This is a genomic window from Martinezella sp. CNPSo 3957 (genome assembly GCF_057784395.1).
The window spans coordinates 133,795-155,995 of sequence record NZ_JBXSOU010000008.1; the positions used below are offsets into that span (position 1 = coordinate 133,795).

The 22,201-nt window shown below is 58.6% G+C and carries 23 protein-coding genes; 12 read left to right on the forward strand and 11 right to left on the reverse strand.

The annotated features are described in order from the left end of the window. Nucleotides 1-133 precede the first annotated feature (133 nt). The 4 genes from AC13QE_RS19505 to AC13QE_RS19520 all read right to left on the reverse strand — a co-directional run bounded on the left by AC13QE_RS19505 (nt 134) and on the right by AC13QE_RS19520 (nt 4,400). The gene (locus tag AC13QE_RS19505; RefSeq protein ID WP_015339774.1) at nt 134-907 is read right to left on the reverse strand and encodes an amino acid ABC transporter ATP-binding protein; all 774 of its coding nucleotides are present in this window, start codon (nt 905-907) and stop codon (nt 134-136) included. A gap of 18 nt (nt 908-925) precedes the next feature. After that, nucleotides 926-2,080 carry an amino acid ABC transporter permease gene (locus tag AC13QE_RS19510; RefSeq protein WP_488484903.1) on the reverse strand — a complete coding sequence of 385 codons (1,155 nt, stop codon included), beginning with the start codon at nt 2,078-2,080 and terminating at the stop codon, nt 926-928. A gap of 1 nt (nt 2,081) precedes the next feature. Continuing rightward, nucleotides 2,082-3,275: an amino acid ABC transporter permease gene (locus tag AC13QE_RS19515; RefSeq protein WP_488484904.1), complete on the reverse strand. Its 1,194-nt coding sequence runs from the start codon at nt 3,273-3,275 to the stop codon at nt 2,082-2,084. Between the two features lie 99 nt (nt 3,276-3,374). Continuing rightward, entirely contained in the window at nt 3,375-4,400 is a 1,026-nt protein-coding gene (locus AC13QE_RS19520; RefSeq protein ID WP_488484905.1) for an amino acid ABC transporter substrate-binding protein, read from the reverse strand. Nucleotides 4,401-4,772: 372 nt separating this feature from the next. Here AC13QE_RS19520 and AC13QE_RS19525 point away from each other — a divergent pair, with 372 nt between their 5' ends. Further along, nucleotides 4,773-5,963, forward strand: a complete 1,191-nt coding sequence (locus tag AC13QE_RS19525; RefSeq protein ID WP_488484906.1) for a cystathionine beta-lyase — start codon at nt 4,773-4,775, stop codon at nt 5,961-5,963. On the opposite strand, the gene AC13QE_RS19530 is transcribed toward AC13QE_RS19525, so the two are convergent. After that, complete coding sequence (locus AC13QE_RS19530; protein ID WP_488484907.1) at nt 5,964-7,127, reverse strand: FAD-dependent monooxygenase; 1,164 nt, start codon at nt 7,125-7,127, stop codon at nt 5,964-5,966. Nucleotides 7,128-7,156: 29 nt separating this feature from the next. After that, nucleotides 7,157-7,402, reverse strand: coding sequence for a zinc-finger domain-containing protein (locus AC13QE_RS19535; protein ID WP_015339780.1), 246 nt, complete (start codon nt 7,400-7,402; stop codon nt 7,157-7,159). 201 nt (nt 7,403-7,603) lie between these two features. On the opposite strand from AC13QE_RS19535, the gene AC13QE_RS19540 reads away from it, so the two are divergent. Continuing rightward, complete coding sequence (locus AC13QE_RS19540) at nt 7,604-8,389, forward strand: alpha/beta fold hydrolase (protein ID WP_488484908.1); 786 nt, start codon at nt 7,604-7,606, stop codon at nt 8,387-8,389. Between the two features lie 8 nt (nt 8,390-8,397). Here the strand turns inward: AC13QE_RS19540 and AC13QE_RS19545 are convergent, their stop codons facing one another. Next, nucleotides 8,398-9,198: an enoyl-CoA hydratase-related protein gene (locus AC13QE_RS19545; RefSeq protein WP_488484909.1), complete on the reverse strand. Its 801-nt coding sequence runs from the start codon at nt 9,196-9,198 to the stop codon at nt 8,398-8,400. A 76-nt stretch (nt 9,199-9,274) separates the two neighbouring features. Here AC13QE_RS19545 and cysE point away from each other — a divergent pair, with 76 nt between their 5' ends. The 5 genes from cysE (at nt 9,275) to clpA (ending at nt 14,370) form a co-directional block, all read left to right on the forward strand. Continuing rightward, nucleotides 9,275-10,138: a serine O-acetyltransferase gene (gene cysE / locus AC13QE_RS19550; protein ID WP_015339783.1), complete on the forward strand. Its 864-nt coding sequence runs from the start codon at nt 9,275-9,277 to the stop codon at nt 10,136-10,138. A gap of 124 nt (nt 10,139-10,262) precedes the next feature. After that, nucleotides 10,263-10,466, forward strand: a complete 204-nt coding sequence (locus AC13QE_RS19555; RefSeq protein WP_015339784.1) for a DUF3126 family protein — start codon at nt 10,263-10,265, stop codon at nt 10,464-10,466. Between the two features lie 351 nt (nt 10,467-10,817). Continuing rightward, nucleotides 10,818-11,183 carry a phasin family protein gene (locus AC13QE_RS19560; protein WP_075852495.1) on the forward strand — a complete coding sequence of 122 codons (366 nt, stop codon included), beginning with the start codon at nt 10,818-10,820 and terminating at the stop codon, nt 11,181-11,183. Nucleotides 11,184-11,471: 288 nt separating this feature from the next. Next, nucleotides 11,472-11,825, forward strand: coding sequence for an ATP-dependent Clp protease adapter ClpS (gene clpS, locus AC13QE_RS19565; RefSeq protein WP_041677877.1), 354 nt, complete (start codon nt 11,472-11,474; stop codon nt 11,823-11,825). A gap of 10 nt (nt 11,826-11,835) precedes the next feature. After that, complete coding sequence (gene clpA, locus AC13QE_RS19570; RefSeq protein WP_132716500.1) at nt 11,836-14,370, forward strand: ATP-dependent Clp protease ATP-binding subunit ClpA; 2,535 nt, start codon at nt 11,836-11,838, stop codon at nt 14,368-14,370. Nucleotides 14,371-14,479: 109 nt separating this feature from the next. On the opposite strand, the gene AC13QE_RS19575 is transcribed toward clpA, so the two are convergent. From AC13QE_RS19575 to AC13QE_RS19590, 4 genes are all read right to left on the reverse strand, one after another. Next, nucleotides 14,480-14,908 carry an HIT family protein gene (locus tag AC13QE_RS19575; protein ID WP_488484910.1) on the reverse strand — a complete coding sequence of 143 codons (429 nt, stop codon included), beginning with the start codon at nt 14,906-14,908 and terminating at the stop codon, nt 14,480-14,482. 41 nt (nt 14,909-14,949) lie between these two features. Further along, on the reverse strand, nt 14,950-16,137 hold the full coding sequence (locus AC13QE_RS19580) for a GNAT family N-acetyltransferase (protein ID WP_488484911.1): 1,188 nt from the start codon (nt 16,135-16,137) through the stop codon (nt 14,950-14,952). 118 nt (nt 16,138-16,255) lie between these two features. Continuing rightward, a complete protein-coding gene (locus tag AC13QE_RS19585; protein ID WP_488485010.1) occupies nt 16,256-16,975 on the reverse strand; it encodes a glycerophosphodiester phosphodiesterase in 720 nt (239 codons plus the stop codon). Further along, nucleotides 16,975-17,442 carry a RidA family protein gene (locus AC13QE_RS19590; protein ID WP_488484912.1) on the reverse strand — a complete coding sequence of 156 codons (468 nt, stop codon included), beginning with the start codon at nt 17,440-17,442 and terminating at the stop codon, nt 16,975-16,977. The genes AC13QE_RS19585 and AC13QE_RS19590 overlap by 1 nt, the downstream gene beginning before the upstream one ends. 136 nt (nt 17,443-17,578) lie before the next feature. Here AC13QE_RS19590 and AC13QE_RS19595 point away from each other — a divergent pair, with 136 nt between their 5' ends. From AC13QE_RS19595 to frr, 5 genes are all read left to right on the forward strand, one after another. Continuing rightward, on the forward strand, nt 17,579-18,406 hold the full coding sequence (locus AC13QE_RS19595) for a cell envelope integrity EipB family protein (RefSeq protein ID WP_488484913.1): 828 nt from the start codon (nt 17,579-17,581) through the stop codon (nt 18,404-18,406). Nucleotides 18,407-18,611: 205 nt separating this feature from the next. Beyond that, a complete protein-coding gene (rpsB, locus tag AC13QE_RS19600; RefSeq protein WP_069612086.1) occupies nt 18,612-19,379 on the forward strand; it encodes a 30S ribosomal protein S2 in 768 nt (255 codons plus the stop codon). A 272-nt stretch (nt 19,380-19,651) separates the two neighbouring features. After that, nucleotides 19,652-20,578 carry a translation elongation factor Ts gene (gene tsf, locus AC13QE_RS19605; RefSeq protein WP_132716504.1) on the forward strand — a complete coding sequence of 309 codons (927 nt, stop codon included), beginning with the start codon at nt 19,652-19,654 and terminating at the stop codon, nt 20,576-20,578. Nucleotides 20,579-20,815: 237 nt separating this feature from the next. Further along, nucleotides 20,816-21,535, forward strand: coding sequence for a UMP kinase (pyrH, locus tag AC13QE_RS19610; protein ID WP_112338317.1), 720 nt, complete (start codon nt 20,816-20,818; stop codon nt 21,533-21,535). Nucleotides 21,536-21,591: 56 nt separating this feature from the next. Beyond that, a complete protein-coding gene (frr, locus tag AC13QE_RS19615; RefSeq protein WP_015339796.1) occupies nt 21,592-22,152 on the forward strand; it encodes a ribosome recycling factor in 561 nt (186 codons plus the stop codon). Nucleotides 22,153-22,201 lie beyond the last annotated feature (49 nt).

The following is a 22,201-nucleotide window of genomic DNA, read 5'->3' on the forward strand; positions in this document are numbered from 1 at the left end:
CATTTGCAGGCGGCAACCAGGAGAAGACAGTCCGCGATATCCTCGCCTAACGCCGATAACCGTCACTGAACCTATGAAAAAACCCGCCGGCTGCGATGCAGCGGCGGGTTTTGTTCATTCGATCTATTCCAAATCAGTGCAGGATCTGGCTGAGGAACAGCTTTGTGCGCTCATGCTGCGGGTTGTCGAAGAATTCCTTCGGCGAATTCTGCTCGACGATCTGGCCCTGGTCCATGAAGATGACGCGGTTGGCGACCTGGCGGGCAAAGCCCATCTCGTGGGTGACGCACAGCATGGTCATGCCTTCTTCGGCAAGGCCGACCATGGTGTCGAGCACTTCCTTGATCATTTCGGGGTCGAGCGCAGATGTCGGCTCGTCGAACAGCATGATCTTCGGGTTCATGCAGAGCGAGCGGGCGATCGCCACGCGCTGCTGCTGGCCGCCGGAAAGCTGGCCGGGATATTTCTTGGCCTGCTCCGGGATCTTGACGCGGGTGAGGAAGTGCATGGCGATCTCTTCCGCCTGCTTCTTCGGCATCTTGCGCACCCAGATCGGTGCCAGCGTGCAGTTTTCCAGAATGGTCAAATGCGGGAAGAGATTGAAGTGCTGGAACACCATGCCGACTTCGCGGCGCACTTCGTCGATCTTCTTCAGGTCGTTCGTCAGCTCGACGCCGTCGACGATGATCTGGCCCTTCTGATGTTCTTCCAGGCGGTTGATGCAGCGGATCATCGTCGATTTGCCCGAGCCGGACGGGCCGGCAATGACAATGCGCTCACCGCGCATGACCTTCAGATTGATATCGCGCAGCACGTGGAAATCGCCGTACCACTTGTTCATGTTGATCATGTCGACCGCGACCTCGGTCTCGGAGACAGTCATTTTCTTCGATTGGGCTTCAGCCATTTTGTGTTTCCCTCAATTTTATCGCTTGTGGCCGGTGTCGAGATGGCGTTCCACGAAACCTGAATAGCGCGACATGCCAAAGCAGAACAGCCAAAAAACGAATCCTGCGAAAACGAGACCCGTTACGGGGGTCACCGCAGTCGCCCAGTTGGCATCCGCGAAGTTCTGACGGACGATGCCGAGCAGGTCGAACATGCCGATGATCGCAACCAGCGACGTGTCCTTGAACATACCGATATAGGTATTGACGATGCCGGGAATGACCAGCTTGATTGCCTGCGGCAGAATGATCAGCCGCATCTTCTGCCAGTAGCCGAGACCGAGTGAATCGGCGCCTTCGAACTGGCCCTTCGGTATCGCCTGCAGACCGCCGCGAATGACTTCGGCCATATAGGCCGAGGTGAAGATCGCAACACCGACGACGGCACGCAGCAGCTTATCGACAGTCCAGCCCTGCGGCATGAACAGCGGCAGCATGTAGCTCGCCATGAACAGCACCGTGATCAACGGCACGCCGCGGATCACTTCGATGAAGATCACGCACAGCATGCGCACAACGGGCATTTTCGAGCGGCGCCCCAGCGCGAGCACGATGCCGAACGGAAAGGAGACCGCGATTGCGACGAAGGCAATGACCAGCGTTACCAACAGCCCGCCCCATCTTTCCGTTTCGACGATCTCAAGACCGAAACCGCCATGAAGCAGGAAGAAAGAGATGATCGGCAGCACGAAGAATGCCAGGATTGCGTTCAATCCCTTCCTGGGAACGGACGGTATCAGCAGCGGTACAAAGCTCGCGACCATCAAGATGCAGACGAGCAGCGGCCGCCAGCGCTCGTCCGGCGGATACAGGCCGAACATGAAGATGACGAATTTTGCGCGGACGAAGGCCCAGCAGGCGGCGTTCCAGCCATCTGGCTGCGTTCCGCCCTGGACCGTAGTGGCGCAGAATGTGCGGTCCGTGCCGCTCCAGACTGCGTTTATGAATAGCCAGTCGACCAGGTGCGGTATCGTCCAGGCCAGGAAGGCGACAGCAATCAAGGTCAGGACGATGTCTTTCGGCGTGGCAAACAGGTTCTTTTTCAACCAGTGCCACGGACCTTTCTCGCTGGCGGGCGCCGGCTGCGCCACAAGCAATGTCTTGCTGACGAAGTGTTGATCTACGCTCGACATCTTATCTCTCCACCAGAGCCATCTTGGCGTTGAACCAGTTCATGAACAGCGAGGTTGCGATGCTCAAGATGAGATAGACGACCATCCATAGGATGACGATTTCGACGGCTCGGCCGGACTGGTTGAGGATCACGCCGCCGACGGCGACAATATCTGCGTAGCCGATGGCGATGGCGAGAGATGAGTTCTTGATGAGATTGAGATATTGGCTCGTCAGCGGCGGAATGATGATGCGCATTGCCTGTGGTAAGACGATCAGCCGGTTGATGGCTGAGGCTCGCAGACCGAGTGCGCCCGCTGCCTCCGACTGCCCCTTTGCCACGCCGCGAATGCCGGCGCGAACGATCTCGGCAATGTAGGATGCGGTGTAAAGGGAAAGGGCGAGGAGAAGCGCAAGGAACTCCGGACCTATCACCGTGCCGCCTGTCAGATTGAATTTGCCGGCAACCGGGTAGTCGAAGGAAAGCGGCATGCCCGTCACCAGGAAGACCAGCAACGGCAGGCCGATCAAGATGCCGATCGACACCCAGATTGTGTGGAATTGCTGACCCGTTGCCGTTTGACGCCTGTGCGCCCAGCGTGCCACGAAGAACACCGCGGCCACGGCGACGAGGAAGGCCGCGCCGACGACCCACATGCCCGCACCGAAGATCGGGCTCGGGAAGGCAAGCCCGCGGTTGCTGAGATAGCTGGAAAACGGCAGGTGCACGGCATCGCGCGCCTGCGGTAGCAGTACCAGAACGCCGCTGTACCAGAAGAAGATGACGAGCAGCGGCGGGATATTGCGGAAGATTTCGACATAGGCCTGCGATAGCTTCGCAATGAGCCAATTATGCGAAAGCCTACCGAGGCCGACTAAAAAGCCGACGATCGTTGCCGCAACGATGCCCACCAGCGAAATGAGAAGCGTGTTGAGCAGGCCAACGATGAGCGCAGTAGTATTGGTCGAATCGCTGGAGTAGGGGATCAGCGCCTGCCCCAGGTTGAAACCGGCGCGACCTTCGAGAAAGTCGAAGCCGAAAGATCTGTTCAAGGCGCGCAGATTATCCATCGTATTGGTAACGATGAACCAGCAGAAGGCCACAAGGATAATGATCGTGACGGCCTGGTAGAACACGCCCCGAACTTTGGGGTCGTACAACGCTGCCGATAAGGCTGAACGCTCGCCTTCGGGCGAGTTTGCAGTAATTGCCATGTATAAATTTTCCCCAATGTGCCCGTTTCAGGCTTGTTTTCTTGAGGGAAGAGAGGCGAAGCCGCCTCTCTCTTTAAGTTAGGCTAGGACTCTTAAGCCTCAGCGCACCGGAGGGGCGTACTGAATGCCGCCCTTGTTCCACAGAGCGTTGATGCCGCGGGCAATCTTCAGCGGGCTGCTTGCACCGATATTACGCTCGAAGATTTCGCCGTAATTGCCGACGCCCTTGATGATGTTGTAGGACCAATCGTTGGTCAGGCCCAGGTCGGTGCCGATCGTGGAGCCTTGCTCGGCGCCGAGGAAGCGCTTGATGTCCGGATTGGCCGAATTCTTCATTTCGTCGACGTTCTTCTGGGTGATGCCGAACTCTTCAGCGTTCACGAGTGCGTAGGCCGTCCAGCTGACGATATTGAACCACTGGTCGTCACCCTGACGAACGGCCGGGCCGAGAGGCTCCTTCGAGATGATCTCGGGCAGAATGACGTTATCGTCCGGGTTCTTCAATGTCAGGCGCACGGCATAGAGCTGCGACTGGTCTGTGGTGAAGACGTCGCAACGGCCGGAATCATAAGCCGTCGTGATTTCTTCGAGCTTGTCGAAGACAACGGGATTGTACTGAAGGTTGTTGGTCTTGAAATAGTCGGCGAGGTTCAGCTCGGTCGTCGTGCCGGACTGGACGCAGATGGCAGCGCCCGACAGCTCGAGCGCGGACTTCACGTTCAATTCCTTGCGGACCATGAAGCCCTGGCCGTCATAATAGGTGACGGGGCGGAACTTGAGGCCGAGCGCCGTATCGCGGTTGATGGTCCAGGTGGTGTTACGGGAAAGTACGTCGATTTCGCCCGACTGCAGCGCGGTGAAGCGGTCCTTAGCGCTGAGAGGTGTGTATTTCACCTTGCTCGGATCGCCGAATACGGCAGACGCTACAGCCTTGCAGAAGTCGATGTCGAAGCCGGCCCAGTTGCCGGCCGCATCAGGCTGTGCAAAGCCGAGAAGAGCAGGATTCACGCCGCATTGCACGAAGCCCTTGGCTTTCACGTCGCTGAGCGTCGAAGCCGACGCACCGGACGCGGTGTAAGCCAATGCTGCGGCTCCGAGGAATACGGAGAGAGCAAACTTTTTCATTTTCCCTACCTTTGTCTATTTGTTTTATAATTAAAAGAGTATCGCCTCCGAAGCAGGTCCCTGGGGAACCACGTTCCTTCCTTCTCGGAGCGAGTGGCGCTATCACAGTCGTAAAAGGTGTAGCGGTCAAGAGATTGCCCCAATTATTGCGGATTTATTCGGCATTTTCGCTCGCCCTGGCCGAAAACTGGGCATTTGGCGTCAAAATGAGCGACGTTTTGCCAAAAAACTGCACGAAAATGCGGTTTCTTCTCTCGTTTTCGTTATTTTAGCCTTCGAATAATGTGAGCGCATTGGAAGCACCGGGGTTGACCAGGCGGAGCTTGGTCGCCACAAATCCACTTTCTCGCAGCGCCAAAGGCATATCCGGACATGAAAGACAAAGACAACTTCCTGCAGAACGCCGGCATCAACACGCGTTTGTCCCATATCGGCAATTCGCCATTCGATTTCCATGGATTCGTCAATCCGCCCGTGGTGCATGCTTCGACGGTCCTGTTTCCCAATGCGCGCGTGATGGAAACGCATGACCAGAAATACACCTACGGTACGCGTGGAACTCCGACCACGGATGCGCTTTGCGAGGCGATGAATGCGCTGGAAGGCTCCGCCGGAACGGTGATCGTTCCCTCCGGGCTTGCAGCGGTGACGGTGACGTTTCTCGCTTATCTGTCTGCCGGCGATCATGCCTTGATCGTCGATTCGGTCTACGGCCCCACGCGATTCTTCTGCGATACGATGCTGAAGCGCCTCGGTATCGAGGTCGAATATTACGATCCTATGGTGGGTGCCGGCATCGAACAGCTGATCAAGCCGAACACCAGGCTGGTCCATACCGAAGCGCCGGGTTCCAACACCTTTGAAATGCAGGATATTCCGGCGATTTCGTCGGTAGCTCATCGTCACGGCTGCGTCGTCACCATGGACAATACCTGGGCGACGCCGCTCTATTTCAAGCCACTCGACCATGGCGTCGATGTTTCCATTCATGCCGTGACGAAATATCCGGCTGGCCACTCCGATATCTTGATGGGAACCGTTTCGGCCAATGAAGCGCATTGGAAGCAATTGATCGCGGCGCATGGGCAGCTCGGCCTCTGCGGCGCGCCTGACGATGCCTATCAGGTCCTGCGCGGCTTGCGTACCATGGGCGTGCGTCTGGAGCGTCATCAGGAAAGCGCGCTTGCGATCGCACAATGGCTCGAGGGCAGGGAAGAAGTTGCGCGCGTGCTGCATCCGGCCCTGCCGAGCTTTCCGGGCCACGACTTGTGGAAGCGCGATTTCAAGGGGGCGAGCGGAATCTTCTCTTTCGTTCTGGCCGTCGACGATCCGCAAAAATTCAAGGTGAAGGCGCATGCCTTCCTGGATGCTCTGCGTATTTTCGGTCTCGGCTATTCCTGGGGCGGCTTCGAGAGCCTTGCACTGCAGGTCAACCTCAGTGACCGGCGCGTGACCAAGGCTCCGACGGAGGGGCCTGTTATCCGGCTGCAAATCGGCCTGGAAGACGTCGCCGACATCAAGGCGGATATTGAAAGGGGCTTTGCTGCCGTCCGGCAGGCCTGATCAGCCGATGGCGCGATAGCCGTAGATCCAATCCATGTCCGCCGCGAGACTTTGCGGCGGGCGCAACGAGAGGACGAGATCGCGCGCGAGGCGGATGGGGCCGCGTGCGTGATAGGCAAACTGGTTGAAGGCGGCGCGCTGGCGCAGGCGGGATATCCGCGGGGCTCGATGCCTCTCGTAGAGCTCGAAAGCTTCCGCGGGCTCGCGTCCCGAAAGCATGCCGGCAAGCTCGAAGGCGTCCTCTATCGCCATGGCCGCACCCTGGGCCGCAAACGGCATCATCGCATGCGCAGCGTCCCCGATCAGAATCGTATCGCTGCCATTATGCCATCGGCCCGCCTTCATCTCGTAGAGCGGCCAGAAGCTGGCCTGCTCCTGGGCTTCGAGCATTTGCAGGATCGTTCTGTTCCAGCCGGAAAAGCCGCGCAGCATCTGCTCACGCTGCGTTCTGTTGCCGGCTACGCCCCAATCGCGGCTGGTGCCGCTGCCGGAGACGATCGCGACAATATTGAAGGCGGCATTTTCCCGAATGGGATAGCAGACGAGATGGCTCGATGGCCCGAGGAAGGCCGTAACGCTTGTCTTGCTCAGGACGGAAGGGGCGACCGCCTCAGGGACGGAGAAGCGCCAGGCAATATTGCCCGAAAAGAGGGGCGAGGGCGCGCCTGGCACCATCGCATGCGCCTTCGACCAGACGCCGTCGGCACCGATGACGAGATCGAACTTCCTTCCGGCGATCTCTTCCAGTGCCAGCTTGTTTTTGATGTCGATGTGCCGGCCGAGATGCAGCCTGCATAGGGTATTGCCCGTCACCGCATCCAGAAGCGCCTTTTGCAGGGTCGCCCGATGCGCGGTCCCATAGGGCGCACCCCATCGCTCTCTTGCAAATTTTCCACAGGGAACCAATGCAACAGGACGCAGGGATGAGCCGGACACGAGCCGGACTTCCTCCGGCTCCAGCCAGACGGATCGAAGTTTGTCGAGAACGCCGAGCGTATTGAGAATGCGGGAGGCATTTGGCGAAATCTGCAGGCCGGCGCCAACCTCGGTCAGCACCTCTGCCTGTTCGAAAATGTCGGAGGCAATGCCATGTCGCGCCAGCGCCAGCGCCGCCGTCAATCCAGCTATTCCGGCGCCGATGATTGCGGCTGCTTTGATCGGCATTTTCTTGTGTCCGATCGGACGCTATGGCGTCAGGCAGCCTTGAAATGGAAGACGCAGCCGGCCGGATTGGTCTGATCCGCCTTCAGCGACGGATTGTAGCGATAGAGCGTCGAGCAGTAGGAGCAGACCTTCTCGTTCTCGTCTCCGAGATCGATGAAGATGTGTGGATGATCATAGGGAACCGAAGCGCCGGTGCACATGAATTCCTTCACGCCGATTTCGATGACGCGATGTCCGCCGTCGTTCTGGAAATGGGGAATATTGTGGCCGGCCATGATGATCTCCGAATGCGTCTTGCCGTGAGCGGCATGAATGTTGCGCCAGACTTGGTAGCCCCTCTTTATAATCCTTCTTCCCGATTGTGTAGTGCGAAAGTCCGGCTTGATGCAGAGATTTTCGCAAGCGCAGGGTTCATTTGATATCGCCGATAAAATATGGTCCGCCGCCAACAGGACCCAACTTATAAAGACGACGCCATGAATTTGAATGCTCCCAAGATGCTCCATTTCGTCCGAGATGGATTGAAGCTCGCCTTTTTCGACGAAGGAGATCCGAACGGCCCGCCGGTGCTGCTGATCCACGGCTTCGCCTCCACGGCGATTACCAATTGGGTCAATCCCGGCTGGCTGAAGACGCTCGGCGAGGCGGGTTATCGCGTCATCGCCATCGACAATCGCGGTCACGGCTCGAGCGACAAGCCTTACGATGTCGATGTCTATCACCCTTGGATCATGGCAGAGGATGCCGTGGCACTCCTCGATCATCTGGGCATTTCAGAGGCGCACGTCATGGGTTATTCCATGGGTGCGCGCGTTTCGGCCTTCATGGCAATCGCGCATCCTGATCGTGTCCGCTCGCTGGTGCTGGGCGGTCTCGGCATTGGAATGGTTGAGGGCGTCGGCGATTGGGATCCGATTGCCGATGCGCTGGTGGCGCCGTCGCTCGATGATGTCACCTATGCCCGCGGGCGCATGTTCCGTGCTTTTGCCGAACAGACGAAAAGCGACCGTCAGGCGTTGGCCGCCTGCATCCAGGGCTCGCGCGATCTGGTATCACGGGACGATGTGGCGAAGATCGAGGCACCGACATTGATAGCCGTCGGCACCAAGGACGATATTGCCGGCTCCGGGCAGGAGTTGGCTGCACTGATGCCGAATGCCGAGGCCATAGACATTCCGAACCGCGATCATATGCTCGCCGTTGGCGACAAGATCTTCAAGGCTGCGGTTCTGGAATTCTACCAGCGCCTGGACAAGCGCTAGGTTTCAGGTCACTTGCCGGTGAAATGCGGTTTCCGCCGCTCGGCAAAGGCGGCACGGCCCTCGGCGTAATCGGCGCTGTCGAAAGTCTCGGCGCCGATTACTTCCGCCTCGCGCAACAGGTCGCCATCCTGCTCGATGACAGCCCGGATTGCGAGTTTCGAAGCATGCAGCGCGATCGGCGCATTGGCCGCAATCGCATGGGTGAGGGCGGATACTTCCTGATCGAATACGCTTTCCTCGACTTCCTCCAGAAGAAAGCCGACAGCCGCCATCTTCTCGCTCGACATGGAGGCACCGGTAAACAAGGCAACCTTCGCCATCTGCTGCCCGAGCGCGTTGACGATATCCTGCACGGCGTCGGCGGGATAGGCGATGCCGAGGCGGGTGGCGGGAACGGAAAACCGCGCGCCTTTTTCGGCGATCCGCAGATCGCAGGCGGCGGCGAGCCCGAAGCCGCCGCCATAGCAGATGCCACGGATTGCGGCGATCGTCGGCACGCGGCAGTGGCGAATCGCCTCGAAAGCCCGACTGTTCAGAGCCTCATAGGCGACTGCGGTGTCGGAATTCTTGCGAACGCTGTCGAATTCGCTGATATCGGCGCCGGCTGAAAAATCCGCGCCCGTGCCGCGTAGAACAATCACATGCGCATGGGCTTCATCGGTCAGAATGCGCACTGCTTGCGGGATCGCACGCCACATGGCGGCCGTCACCGCATTCTTTCTGTCGGGGTTGCTGATCGCGATCATGCCTATGCCATCGCTGCATGTCGCGCGAATGAGACCGCCGGCAAAGTCATGCCCGAAAATCATATGCAACCAACCCATTTGTCTTGTGTGGCTTTTATTCTATATAATGCACCCCTGACAGAAAATCGGGAGACCGCCAATGGTCGCAGCAACGGATATTCGCCAGGTAGAAGGCTTAGGCGCAGTGAAGCTCATGGACCCGATCTGGGACAGCATGCGCGAGGAAGCACGCGCCGCTGCCGAAAAGGATCCGCTCCTTGCTGCCTTCCTCTATTCGACGATCATCAACCATCGTTCGCTGGAAGAATGCGTTATCTATCGCATTTGCGAGCGGCTCGACCATCCGGACCTGCAGGCCATCCTCCTGCGGCAGACCTTCGAGGAAATGCTGGCAGACTGGCCGGAGTGGGGATCGATTCTGCGCGTCGATATCCAGGCCGTCTACGATCGCGACCCTGCCTGCCTGCGGTTCCTGGAGCCGGTGCTCTATTTCAAGGGTTTTCATGCGCTGCAGACACATCGCCTTGCGCATTGGCTCTATAATCGCGGCCGTCGCGATTTCGCGCTCTATCTGCAGAGCCGTTCCTCCAGCGTCTTCCAGACCGATATCAACCCGGCGGCGCGCATCGGCAAGGGCATCTTCCTCGATCACGCGACCGGCCTCGTCGTGGGCGAGACGGCCGTCATCGGCGACAACGTCTCTATCCTGCACGGGGTCACGCTCGGCGGCACCGGCAAGGAGGGCAGCGACCGCCATCCGAAGATCGCCCATGGCGTTTTGATCGGGGCGGGAGCAAAAATTCTCGGCAATATCCAGATCGGCCATTGCTCGCGTATCGCCGCAGGCTCGGTAGTGCTGAAGGAGGTCCCCGCCAAGACGACCGTGGCCGGCGTTCCGGCCAAGGTGGTCGGGGAAGCAGGGTGTTCCGAGCCGTCTCGCTCGATGGACCAGCTGCTTGCCGAGCAATTGGTCGTGGATCAGATCATGGGCGCGGGAATCTAGGAAGTTCCAATTCGATTTTCCGAGGCTTGCGCTGCCGCTGGATAGCTATGCGCGGTTCCGGTCTTTACACCGCCGCTTTTCCTATGCAAGAAGCGGCCAACCGAGATCCTCACGGAGAAGCATTGTGAAGCCTGAAGAAATCAAGAAGCTCGACGCCTATTTCAAGCGCACGTTCAACCCGCAGGTCGTGGTGAAGGCCCGCCCGCGCAAGAACGATTCTGCAGAAGTCTATCTCGGCGAAGAGTTTCTGGGTGTTGTCTATATCGACGATGAAGATGGCGACCGCTCCTATAACTTCTCGATGGCCATTTTGGACGTCGATCTCTGATTCCATCGATCTCGTATAGTGATCGAGTATTCGGGCCGTATTTCATTGAAATGCGGCCTTTTTCTTTGGCAGTTGCCAATTTGATCATTCCGCCGCCGTTTTGATCTCTTGCGGCTTCTTTCTGACCAGATGCCAATATTTTAATCAAAGCCTGTGGTTGCAGGCCCGATGATATATTTTAGAAAAAACAAAATGATGCGCCGCACCCGAAGCCACTGGCGGCCTGTTCTCCTCCGTAATGCAACCACAGGGAGATATTGCGGCGCACAAGACTACTTGACTAATTGTGCGTCGCATTTAAGCTTTACCCTGTAAACCGGCCGCCGGCCGGCCAATAAGGGACGGAGAAGCATGTTCAATTTCGATGAAGCAAACAAGAAGGGCAAGGAAGCCATGGACACGGCGCTGAAGAGCTATTCCGATGTCACCAAGGGCTTTCAGGCGATCGCCGCCGAAGCCGCTGAATACTCCAAGAAGTCTTTCCAGGATGGTGTTGCGCACTTCGAAACGCTCGCCGGCGTCAAGAGCTTCGAAGCTGCCTTCGAACTGCAGAGCAGCTATGTGAAGTCCTCCTACGAAAATTTCGTTGCCGAAGCCACCAAGCTCGGTGAAATGTATGCCGATCTCGCCAAGAACGCCTACAAGCCCTACGAAGCGCCCGTCGCGGCTGCAACGAAGGCTGCCAGCAAGGCAGCAGCTACGGCGACCGCCGCTTAAGCTTTCGCCGAAGGGCAAAAATTTCCGGAAAGGCCGGCTGCGCGATGCGTGGCCGGTCTTTTGCGGTTTGGTGCATCGAACCAAAGGCGAAGATATGCAGCGACTTTTTTGACCGCAGCCCGCTTTGTCAGCGAATTGTGATTGCAGTGTCCCGCAAGGGGCTTAAAATCCCGCCAATATGAACTAAGTTAGAGGTTCGGATATCCGGCCCGACCAAGTGACGAACCCAACCCCAGTGCCAAGTCGGAATGCAATAGCTTCTGCCGGATGATTTGAGGAATGAATGAAATGATCGCTGAGCCGATCCGGATGCAAAACAACAGCGAAAGGAACGGGGACAACGGAAACCGTGGGACCTCGGTGATTACGCGCACCAAGCCCAAGACCAAAAAACCGAACCTGTACCGCGTGCTGCTTCTGAATGACGACTACACGCCCATGGACTTCGTGATCCATATCCTGGAGCGTTTCTTCCAAAAGGATCTCGAAGGTGCCACCCGTATCATGCTTCATGTCCACAACCATGGCGTGGGTGAGTGCGGGATATATACATATGAAGTAGCCGAAACGAAGGTGAGCCAGGTGATGGATTTTGCCCGGCAGCACCAGCATCCGCTGCAATGTGTTATGGAAAAGAAGTGAGGATCTGAACGTGCCAACATTTTCGCCTAGTCTTGAGAAGGCGCTGCATCAGGCACTGACCTACGCGAACGAGCGGCATCACGAGTATGCCACGCTGGAACATCTGCTTTTGGCGTTGGTAGACGACGCCGATGCCGCAGCTGTCATGGGCGCGTGCAATGTTGATCTCGACGCGCTCCGTAAGACTCTGACTGAATACGTCGATAATGAACTCTCCAACCTGGTTACGGGCTATGATGAAGACTCGAAGCCGACCTCCGGCTTCCAGCGCGTCATCCAGCGCGCCGTGATCCATGTGCAATCTTCCGGCCGCGAGGAAGTGACGGGCGCCAATGTTCTCGTCGCGATTTTCGCGGAGCGGGAAAGCCATGCTGCCTTTTTCCTGCAGGAGCAGGAAATGACCCGCTATGACGCGGTCAACTATATCTCTCACGGCATCGGCAAGCGCCCGGGTTCCTCCCAGACCCGCACGCCGCGCGGCGCCGAGGAAAGCGAATCCGAGAGCAAGCCGACCTCCCGCGGCGAGCAGGAGGAGGGCAACGGCAAGAAGCAGCAGGATGCGCTGAAGGCCTACTGCGTCAACCTCAATGAGAAGGCCAAGAGCGGCAAGATCGATCCGCTGATCGGCCGCCACTCCGAGGTCAACCGCACCATCCAGGTGCTGTGCCGCCGCTCGAAGAACAACCCGCTCTATGTCGGCGACCCTGGCGTCGGTAAGACGGCGATTGCCGAAGGTCTTGCCAAGCGAATCGTAGAAGGCAAGGTTCCGGAAGCTCTGGCCGATGCCACGATCTTTTCGCTCGATATGGGCACGCTGCTTGCCGGCACCCGTTATCGCGGCGATTTTGAAGAGCGCCTGAAGCAGGTCGTCAAGGAGCTCGAAGAGTATCCGGGCGCCGTGCTGTTCATCGACGAGATCCACACCGTTATCGGTGCGGGCGCCACCTCCGGTGGCGCGATGGATGCGTCCAACCTGCTGAAGCCTGCTCTTTCCTCAGGCGCGATCCGTTGCATCGGTTCGACCACCTACAAGGAATACCGTCAGTTCTTCGAGAAGGACCGGGCTCTCGTCCGCCGCTTCCAGAAGATCGACGTCAACGAGCCGAGCATCGAGGATGCCATCGAAATCATGAAGGGTCTTAAGCCCTATTTTGAAGAGTATCACCACCTGCGCTACTCGAACGACGCCATCAAGTCGGCGGTCGAGTTGTCGGCCCGCTACATCTCCGACCGCAAGCTGCCGGACAAGGCGATCGACGTCATCGATGAAACCGGCGCCGCGCAAATGCTGTTGCCGCCCTCGAAGCGTCGCAAGCTGATCACCGAGCGGGAGATCGAGGTGACGATCGCCACCATGGCCCGCATTCCGCCGAAGACGGTTTCCAAGGATGACGAGATGGTTCTCGCCAACCTCGAGCAGGAACTGCGTTCGGTCGTCTACGGCCAGGATACGGCGATCGAAGCACTTTCGACTTCGATCAAGCTGGCACGTGCCGGCCTGCGCGAACCGAACAAGCCGATCGGCTGCTACGTCTTCTCCGGCCCCACCGGCGTCGGCAAGACGGAAGTTGCCAAGCAGCTTGCCTCGTCGCTTGGCGTCGAGCTGCTGCGCTTCGACATGTCGGAGTACATGGAGCGTCATACGGTTTCCCGTCTGCTTGGTGCACCTCCCGGCTACGTCGGCTTCGACCAGGGCGGCCTCCTGACCGATGGCGTCGACCAGCATCCGCACAGCGTGGTTCTGCTCGACGAAATCGAGAAGGCGCATCCGGATATCTTCAATATCCTGCTGCAGGTCATGGACCATGGCGCGCTGACCGACCATAACGGCAAGAAGATCGACTTCCGCAACGTCATCCTGATCATGACGACCAATGCGGGCGCTTCGGAAATGGCCAAGGCTGCGATCGGCTTCGGTTCGTCCAAGCGCACGGGCGAGGATGAAGAGGCTCTCAACCGCCTGTTCACCCCGGAATTCCGCAATCGTCTGGATGCGGTCATTCCCTTCGCGCCGTTGCCGACGACCGTTATCCACAAGGTCGTGCAGAAGTTCATCATGCAGCTGGAAGCGCAGCTTTCCGAACGGAACGTTACCTTCGACCTGCACGAAGACGCCATCGCATGGCTGTCCGAGAAGGGTTACGACGACAAGATGGGCGCCCGTCCGCTGGCGCGCGTCATCCAGGAAAACATCAAGAAGCCGCTGGCGAATGAAATCCTCTTCGGCAAGCTGAAGAAGGGCGGCGTCGTCACCGTCACGGTCGGCAAGAAGGAAGACGGCTCGACCGGCATCCTGCTCGAGGCGATCGCCGACACCGCTCCGATCCGGCCGAAGCCGGAAGCCGAAGTGGGCGATGTGCCGGCCGAGGTGGAAGAGGATGACGGCGACACGACAGTCAAGGCCAGAAGCCGCGTCGGTAAGGCTGCAACGGCAGCCGATAGCCGCCGCTCAGCTAAAGCCGCGACCTCAGGTGAAAGCGGCGAGTCCGAAGGCAAGTCACCGCGTAAGGGCGGTGGCGCGGTTCCGAAGGTTCCGCGTAAGTAGTCACCGATCGGTGATTTGAGAAAAATGAAACGGCTGCATTAGAGATAATGCAGCCGTTTTTATATGGTTATGAGAAAAATCTCAGAGAGGACTTGAGGAACTCAGCGCATCAAGGCAGCGCTTCGATGATCTTCCTCGCGTTTTCCGCCAGCACGGCGCCATCCTCCATCTTGCCCGAATGCGGCTTCAGCGCGACACCCTCGATGCGCGGAATAACGTGGAAATGCAGATGGAAGACGGTTTGTCCCGCGGGGGGCTCGTTGAACTGCGCGATATAGACGCCGTCCGCGTCGAAGGCTTCCCGAACGGCGACGGCGATCTTCTGTACCACAGTGATAGCCTGCTGCAGGGCGGCCGGATCGGCGTCGAAAATATTGCGGGAGGGCGCCTTCGGCACGACAAGCGTGTGGCCCGGCGACTGCGGCATCACATCCATGAAGGCGACTGTGTGCTCATCCTCGTAGACGCGGTAGGAAGGGATCTCGCCCTTCAGGATCTTTGCGAAGATATTGTTGTCGTCATAGGCGGGGCTGGTCATCCAGTGTCTCCTCGTCTTGCGTTTGTGTTTATGCCGAACGGTTAGATATCCTGCCGCTCGCCCTTGCGGAAGGGGCTGTGCTCGGTGAGGATTTCGCTCATCTCCTCCACTTGTTCCCGCTCATGCTTCAGATAGTCCGCAACGGCGCGTCGCAGGCCCTGATGGCCGATATAGTGCGCAGAATGCGTGATGACGGGAAGATAGCCACGCGCCAACTTGTGTTCGCCCTGCGCCCCGGCTTCCACGCGCTTCAAGCCTTTACTCAGCGCAAAATCGATCGCCTGATGATAGCAGACTTCGAAATGCAGAAAGGGATGATCCTCGATGCAGCCCCAATGGCGGCCGTAAAGCGTCTCGCCCCCGATGAAGTTGATGGCGCCGGCGATGTAACGTCCTTCGCGCTTCGCCATGACGAGCAGGATATCGTCAGGCATACGCTCGCCAATCAGCGAATAGAATTTCCGCGTGAGGTAGGGGCGGCCCCATTTGCGGCTGCCGGTATCCATATAGAAGGCGAAGAACTGGTCCCATATGCCTTCGGTCAGATCGCTGCCGGTCAGCCAGTCGATGGTGATGCCGTGCTCGACCGCCGCGCGCCGTTCCTTCTTCAACGCCTTCCGCTTGCGCGATGCCAGCGTCTCCAGAAACGCGTCGTGATTGGCATAGCCCTCATTGATGAAGTGGAATTGCTGGTCGGTGCGATGCAGATAACCGTCCGTTTCGAAAACAGAAATCTCGTCTTCCGGCAGGAAGGTGATGTGCGCCGAGGAAACGCCGAGCTGCCGGGTGACCTCTTTCAGGCTCTCGGGAAGCGCCGGCTGCAGCACGCTTCGGTCCTGTCCCTCAGCGACGAGCAGCCGCGGTCCCGTGGCGGGTGTGAAGGGAATGGAGCACTGCAGCTTCGGATAATAGCGGCCGCCGGCCCGTTCGAAGGCATCGGCCCAGCCATGGTCGAAGACATATTCGCCCTGGCTATGGCTCTTCAGGTAGCCCGCGACGGCACCAAGCAATTCGCCGCCGTCGGTTTCGAGCAGCAGATGACTGCCGAGCCATCCCGTCTTGTCAGTCGCGGAACCGGACTCCTCCAGCGATGAGAGGAAGGCGTGCGAGACAAAGGGATGGTATGGCAGGACGCTGCCGGTTCTGGACGCTCCGGCGAGCTTCGACCAGCTTTCCGGGGCGATATTCTTGAAGGATCGTTCGACTCGAATGGATAATTCGTCTGTCATCAAACTCTTGCGCTTGGAAGGAAGGGGCTCTCACCACTGCGCCATGCGCCCGATGGGCTGTTGTCGGCGCAGCGGCAATTTGGGTATGCGCAAAGCCTCTCCTTCAATCGATGCCGATTTACGAGGCCAGGCGCGGATCAAAACCTTCGAATGTCATCTGGTCTGCATTGGCAAATGTATGTTTGCGGGCCGCCTCGTCGCGCACGGTCCAGGTGATGACCGGAATACCGCGCTGGCGTTGCGCCGTAACAAAGGGGTTCGGCAAGTGGCCGTAGAAGTACGAAATGAAGTCTAGCCCAAGATGCATGGCTTCGTCATGCTGAAAAAACGTCTCAGGCTTGTTTCCTTCGGCCGTCAGTCCCACAGGGTAGGGTGCTTCCAGCGCCTTGAGGTCCTTGAGCAGCCAATGGTCGAAACTCATCAGGGCCACATGGCCTTTATAGCCTTCGAGCACTTCGAGAACGGATTCGGCAAAGCCTTCGTCATCGCCCTCGCGTCCTTTCAGCTCAAGCACGAGCGGCACCTTGCCGCCGCAGAGCTGCAGGAGTTGCTTCAGCGTCGGGATCTTGTCGTTCGTACCGCCGACAGAAAGCAGGCCGAGTTCCGCCGAGGTGCGCTCGCGCACTTCGCCCGGCAGGTTGCAGACGCGCTGGAGGTCGTCGTCGTGGAAGACCACGGGAACGCCGTCCGAGGCGTAGTGGAGATCGCACTCGATGGCAAAGCCGGCTTCGATAGCGCGGCTGAAGGCGGAAAGCGTGTTCTCCCAAACTTCTTTATTCATGTCATGATAGCCGCGGTGAGCGACGGGGCGCTCGGTCAGCCAGGCAAGCTTGCTCATCATGCAATTTCCAGAATGGCATCGATTTCAACGGCGGCATTGAGCGGCAGGGCGGCCATGCCGACGGCGGCGCGGGCATGCTTGCCGGCTTCGCCCAGTACGTTTGCCAGAAGATTGGATGCGCCGTTGATCACAAGGTGTTGTTCGACGAAATCGGGCGTTGAGGCAACGAAGCCATTGAGCTTGATCAGCCGCTTGATCCGGCCGAGATCGCCGTCGAGGGCAGCTTTCGCCTGGGCGAGAATATTGATGGCGCAGAGCTCTGCCGCACGCTGGCCGGCGGCCACGTCGACGTCCTTGCCGAGATGGCCCGTCACGCCGATCTTGCCGTTTTCCATCGGCAGCTGGCCCGAAAGATAGAGAAGATTGCCGCTGATGACATAGGGAACGTAATTGGCGGCCGGTGCTGCAGCCTGCGGCAGAACGATGCCGAGTTCCTTCAGGCGATCCTCGATAGCGTCGGACATTATTCATCTCCCGTTTTGTTGTAAAAACTTCAAAAATCCGGCATCAAGACTAAATTCGGTCACTTAGGATCGGCAGCCTCGTTTCAGCCGAAAGCGTTCTTATAACATCGCGTGCGAGTCCAACAGGAGATAATGAATGTTCCGCTCGAGTCTTGCTGCTACCGTTTTTTCGGGCCTGAGCATTCTGTCCCTAGGGGCTTCTGCAGCCCATGCGGCCGGTCTGAGCGGGCTGATCGCGCATCGTGCCGTCTACGACCTTGAACTGAAGGATGCTTCTGATCGCTCCGGCATTTCCGGCATGGTGGGCCGCATGGTCTATGAGTTCGAAGGCTCGGATTGTACCGGATTCACCACCAATTTCCGCTTCGTGACGAAGATCGATACGGGTGATTCAACGCGCGTCAGCGACCAGCAGACGACGACTTTCGAGGATCTCGGCAAGCGCTTGTTCCGCTTCGAAACCAAATCCTATACCGACAGCCAGCTCGACAAGGACGTGCGCGGTGCGGCAAGCGACGACCAGAAGGGCATCAAGGTCGACCTCACGCAGCCGCACAACAAGCAGGTCCAGATCATCGAGAGCCGTTTCCCGACGGAGCATATGCTCGACATCATCCATAACGCGAAGCTCGGCAAGAATTTCTTCGAGGCGCAGGTCTTCGATGGTTCGGATGACGGCGACAAGCCGCTGATCGCCACCACCGTCGTCGGCAAGGAGCAGACGCCGGCCACCGATGATCCCGATGCTGACAAGGCTGGCGCCTTCTCCAAGACACCTTTCTGGCCGGTGACCGTGGCTTATTTCAACGAAAAGTCCACCGGCGACGCCGTACCCGTCTACCGTATGTCCTTTAAACTCTACGAGAACGGCATCACGCGCGACCTCACCATGGATTATGGCGACTTCGTGCTGACCGGTAAGCTCACCAAGCTTGAAGTTCTCGGTACGAAGGCCTGCCAGTAGCCCGCTGCGGGACGGATTGAGATAAGAATCGGCTATTTTGAGCCTCAAGCCTTGCATTCCACGCGAATCGAATGTATGGGCACCGGCATTCCACACGTAAGGCATGGGATTGTCCGGGAGAAATCCGGATTGTTCCGCCCGGTGGCATTCTCGAAGAGGATGCTGTTCGCCTTGCGGAGGTTCAACCGGAAAAGGATACAAAGGCATGGCATTGCCCGATTTTTCTATGCGCCAGCTTCTCGAAGCAGGTGTTCACTTCGGCCACCAGACGCACCGCTGGAACCCGAAGATGAAGCCGTACATTTTCGGCGATCGTAACAACATCCACATCATCGACCTCGCCCAGACGGTTCCGTTGCTGAGCCGCGCTCTGCAGGTTGTCAGCGACACCGTTGCCCGCGGCGGCCGCGTCCTGTTCGTCGGCACCAAGCGTCAGGCGTCTGAACTGATCGCCGACAGCGCAAAGCGTTCGGCTCAGTACTACGTCAACGCCCGCTGGCTCGGCGGCATGATGACCAACTGGAAGACGATCTCCAACTCGATCCAGCGTCTGCGCAAGCTCGACGAAATCCTCTCCGGCGAAGCCCAGGGCTTCACCAAGAAGGAGCGTCTGAACCTTGAGCGCGAGCGCGAAAAGCTCGACAAGGCCCTCGGCGGTATCAAGGACATGGGCGGCACGCCGGACCTGATGTTCATCATCGACACCAACAAGGAAAAGATCGCGATCGACGAAGCCAAGCGCCTCGGCATCCCGGTTGTCGCCATCATCGACTCGAACTGCGATCCGGACCTGATCGACTATCCGATCCCGGGCAACGACGACGCCTCGCGCGCCATCGCTCTTTACTGCGACCTGATCTCGCGCGCTGCCATCGACGGTATCGCTCGCCAGCAGAGCGCATCGGGCCGTGACCTCGGCGCTTCCGAGGAAGCTCCGGTCGAGCCGACCCTGGCGGACGGCACCGAAGCCTGATCGCGCCAAGAGGCGGACAATAAACTGTCCGCCCAAGCGCAATGACATCCGGGATAAGGCCGTTTGCGACTTAACAAGTTCGAGCGGCCTTATCGCGTTTTTGGTAACTGCTCGCCTGGATGGAAAATCCAGGCATGTTCCAATCAAGAATTCCACAGTATGACGCTGCTTCATAACGCTGTCATACTTACGGGTACATTTCGTCCCTCAAATCGGTGCCGCTTTGGCTTGACGCCCTTCGCCGCACCGTATGAACCGACAAGAGGAAGCTTATGACCGAGATTACGGCTGCACTGGTGAAAGAACTGCGCGAAAAGTCTGGCGCAGGCATGATGGACTGCAAGAAGGCGCTGACCGAGACGAACGGCGATATCGAAGCCGCGATCGACTGGCTGCGCGCCAAGGGCATCTCCAAGGCCGACAAGAAGTCCGGCCGCACCGCCGCTGAAGGCCTGATCGCCATTGCCGGCGCCGGTCACAAGGCCGTTGTTGTCGAGCTCAACTCCGAAACCGACTTCGTTGCCCGCAACGATGCCTTCCAGGACCTCGCTCGCGGTATCGCCGAAGTTGCGCTGTCCACCGACGGCACGGTTGAAGCTATTTCGGCTGCGACCTATCCCGCATCCGGCAAGCCGGTCGCCGACGCCATCAAGGACGCGATCGCAACCATCGGCGAGAACATGACGCTGCGTCGTGCCGCCAAGCTGGAAGTCGAGCACGGCGTCGTGGCGACCTACATCCATAACGCTGCCGGTGACGGTATCGGCAAGCTCGGCGTTCTGGTCGCCCTGAAGTCGGTCGGTGACAAGGCCGTTCTGACGTCGATCGGCCGCCAGGTTGCCATGCACATTGCTGCTACCAACCCGCTGGCTATCCGTGCCGAAGAAGTCGACGCCGCCGTCGCCGAGCGCGAACGCAACGTCTTCATCGAACAGTCCCGCGAATCCGGCAAGCCGGAAGCCATCATCGAAAAGATGGTCGAAGGCCGCATGCGCAAGTTCTTCGAGGAAGTCGCTCTTCTCTCGCAGGCTTTCGTCATCAATCCGGACCTGACGGTCGGTGCTGCCCTCAAGGAAGCTGAAAAGACCGCCGGCGCCCCGATCGAAATCACCGGCATGGCCCGTCTGCTGCTCGGCGAAGGCGTCGAAAAGGAAGAAAGCGACTTCGCCGCAGAAGTTGCTGCTGTCGCCAAGGGCTGATCTGAGCATTTCCAGGAAAAGTGCGTAGCGGTTTTCCGTTCGGAATGCGTAAGGAAACAAAACGATCGGGCTTTTCCGCAGTTTGAAGACGTGCGGAAAAGCCCGATCGAAAAGAGACATATCCCGGTTTGGTGAAACCATATCAGGGAAAACGTATGGGCATCGCGTGACAACGCGATGCCCTTCGTGTATCCGGCTTTCACAATCATTCCCCGGTGATCACTTCAAGGAGCTACGATGTCCCAGCCGATCTACAAGCGCGTGTTGCTCAAGGCCTCCGGTGAAGCTCTGATGGGCAGTCAGGGTTTCGGTATCGATGTTACCGTCGCGGACCGGATTGCCGGCGACATTGCGCAGGCGCGCGAAATGGGTGTCGAGGTCGGCGTCGTCGTCGGCGGCGGCAACATCTTCCGCGGGGTAGCCGTGGCTTCCAAGGGCGGGGACCGCGTGACCGGCGACCACATGGGCATGCTTGGCACGGTCATCAATGCATTGGCCCTGGCGACCTCGCTGCGCAAGCTTGATATCGATACCGTCGTGCTCTCGGCCATCTCCATGCCGGAAATCTGCGAGAGCTTCTCGCAGCGCGCCACGCTTTACCACCTCTCGCTCGGCCGCGTGGTGATCTTCGCCGGCGGTACCGGCAATCCCTTCTTCACAACCGATTCTGCCGCAGCGCTGCGTGCCGCCGAAATGGGCGCCCAAGCGATCTTCAAGGGAACTCAGGTCGATGGCATCTATTCCGCCGATCCGAAGAAGTTCCCCGATGCCGAGCGCTTCGAGCATCTGACCCATAGTCAGGTGCTTGAGAAGGGGCTGGCGGTCATGGATGTCGCAGCCGTTGCGCTTGCACGTGAAAATTCCATTCCGATCGTCGTCTTCTCCATTCACGAGAAGGGCGGTTTCGCGGAAATCTTGACCGGCGGCGGCCGCAAGACCATCGTATCAGACAATTGATATTCCTGTGACGTCGGGTCAGCCCCGGTGTCGCCTCATTACAGGGGAGCATAGACATGAGTGAAGCCAGCGATCTCAAGGAACTGAAGCGCCGTATGGATGGCGCCATTGCGGCATTCAAGAGCGATATCGCCTCACTGCGCACCGGGCGGGCATCCGCCAACATTCTCGATCCTGTGACGATCGAAGCTTATGGCTCGCGCATGCCGCTGAACCAGGTGGCCAACATCACCGTGCCGGAGCCGCGCATGCTGACCGTGTCGGTATGGGACAAGTCGATGGTCAGCGCCGCCGAGCGAGCCATCCGCGAATCCAATCTCGGCCTCAATCCGATCGTCGATGGCCAGAACCTGCGCATCCCACTGCCGGAGCTCAACGAAGAGCGGCGCCGTTCGCTGGTGAAGGTCGCCCATGAATATGCCGAAAAGGCGAAGGTAGCGATTCGCCACGTACGTCGCGATGGCATGGATGGCCTCAAAAAGGCCGAAAAAGACGGCGTAATCGGTCAGGACGAGAGCCGCTCGCTGTCCGAACGTGTGCAGAAAATGACGGATGAGACGATTTCGGAAATCGACCGCTTGCTAGCGGACAAGGAAAAGGAAATCATGCACGTCTGATCGTACGCTGGGGAGTGTCGAGCTTTTCGTAATATTGAAAGCCGCGACC

Bases quoted from the DNA above. Each gene is read 5' to 3' on its own strand.
- AC13QE_RS19505 (WP_015339774.1), bottom strand. From the start codon at position 907: ATGGCTGAAGCCCAATCGAAGAAAATGACTGTCTCCGAGACCGAGGTC.
- AC13QE_RS19510 (WP_488484903.1), bottom strand. From the start codon at position 2,080: ATGTCGAGCGTAGATCAACACTTCGTCAGCAAGACATTGCTTGTGGCG.
- AC13QE_RS19515 (WP_488484904.1), bottom strand. From the start codon at position 3,275: ATGGCAATTACTGCAAACTCGCCCGAAGGCGAGCGTTCAGCCTTATCG.
- AC13QE_RS19520 (WP_488484905.1), bottom strand. From the start codon at position 4,400: ATGAAAAAGTTTGCTCTCTCCGTATTCCTCGGAGCCGCAGCATTGGCT.
- AC13QE_RS19525 (WP_488484906.1), top strand. From the start codon at position 4,773: ATGAAAGACAAAGACAACTTCCTGCAGAACGCCGGCATCAACACGCGT.
- AC13QE_RS19530 (WP_488484907.1), bottom strand. From the start codon at position 7,127: ATGCCGATCAAAGCAGCCGCAATCATCGGCGCCGGAATAGCTGGATTG.
- AC13QE_RS19535 (WP_015339780.1), bottom strand. From the start codon at position 7,402: ATGGCCGGCCACAATATTCCCCATTTCCAGAACGACGGCGGACATCGC.
- AC13QE_RS19540 (WP_488484908.1), top strand. From the start codon at position 7,604: ATGAATTTGAATGCTCCCAAGATGCTCCATTTCGTCCGAGATGGATTG.
- AC13QE_RS19545 (WP_488484909.1), bottom strand. From the start codon at position 9,198: ATGATTTTCGGGCATGACTTTGCCGGCGGTCTCATTCGCGCGACATGC.
- cysE (WP_015339783.1), top strand. From the start codon at position 9,275: ATGGTCGCAGCAACGGATATTCGCCAGGTAGAAGGCTTAGGCGCAGTG.
- AC13QE_RS19560 (WP_075852495.1), top strand. From the start codon at position 10,818: ATGTTCAATTTCGATGAAGCAAACAAGAAGGGCAAGGAAGCCATGGAC.
- clpS (WP_041677877.1), top strand. From the start codon at position 11,472: ATGATCGCTGAGCCGATCCGGATGCAAAACAACAGCGAAAGGAACGGG.
- AC13QE_RS19575 (WP_488484910.1), bottom strand. From the start codon at position 14,908: ATGACCAGCCCCGCCTATGACGACAACAATATCTTCGCAAAGATCCTG.
- AC13QE_RS19580 (WP_488484911.1), bottom strand. From the start codon at position 16,137: ATGACAGACGAATTATCCATTCGAGTCGAACGATCCTTCAAGAATATC.
- AC13QE_RS19585 (WP_488485010.1), bottom strand. From the start codon at position 16,975: ATGAGCAAGCTTGCCTGGCTGACCGAGCGCCCCGTCGCTCACCGCGGC.
- AC13QE_RS19590 (WP_488484912.1), bottom strand. From the start codon at position 17,442: ATGTCCGACGCTATCGAGGATCGCCTGAAGGAACTCGGCATCGTTCTG.
- AC13QE_RS19595 (WP_488484913.1), top strand. From the start codon at position 17,579: ATGTTCCGCTCGAGTCTTGCTGCTACCGTTTTTTCGGGCCTGAGCATT.
- rpsB (WP_069612086.1), top strand. From the start codon at position 18,612: ATGGCATTGCCCGATTTTTCTATGCGCCAGCTTCTCGAAGCAGGTGTT.
- tsf (WP_132716504.1), top strand. From the start codon at position 19,652: ATGACCGAGATTACGGCTGCACTGGTGAAAGAACTGCGCGAAAAGTCT.
- pyrH (WP_112338317.1), top strand. From the start codon at position 20,816: ATGTCCCAGCCGATCTACAAGCGCGTGTTGCTCAAGGCCTCCGGTGAA.
- frr (WP_015339796.1), top strand. From the start codon at position 21,592: ATGAGTGAAGCCAGCGATCTCAAGGAACTGAAGCGCCGTATGGATGGC.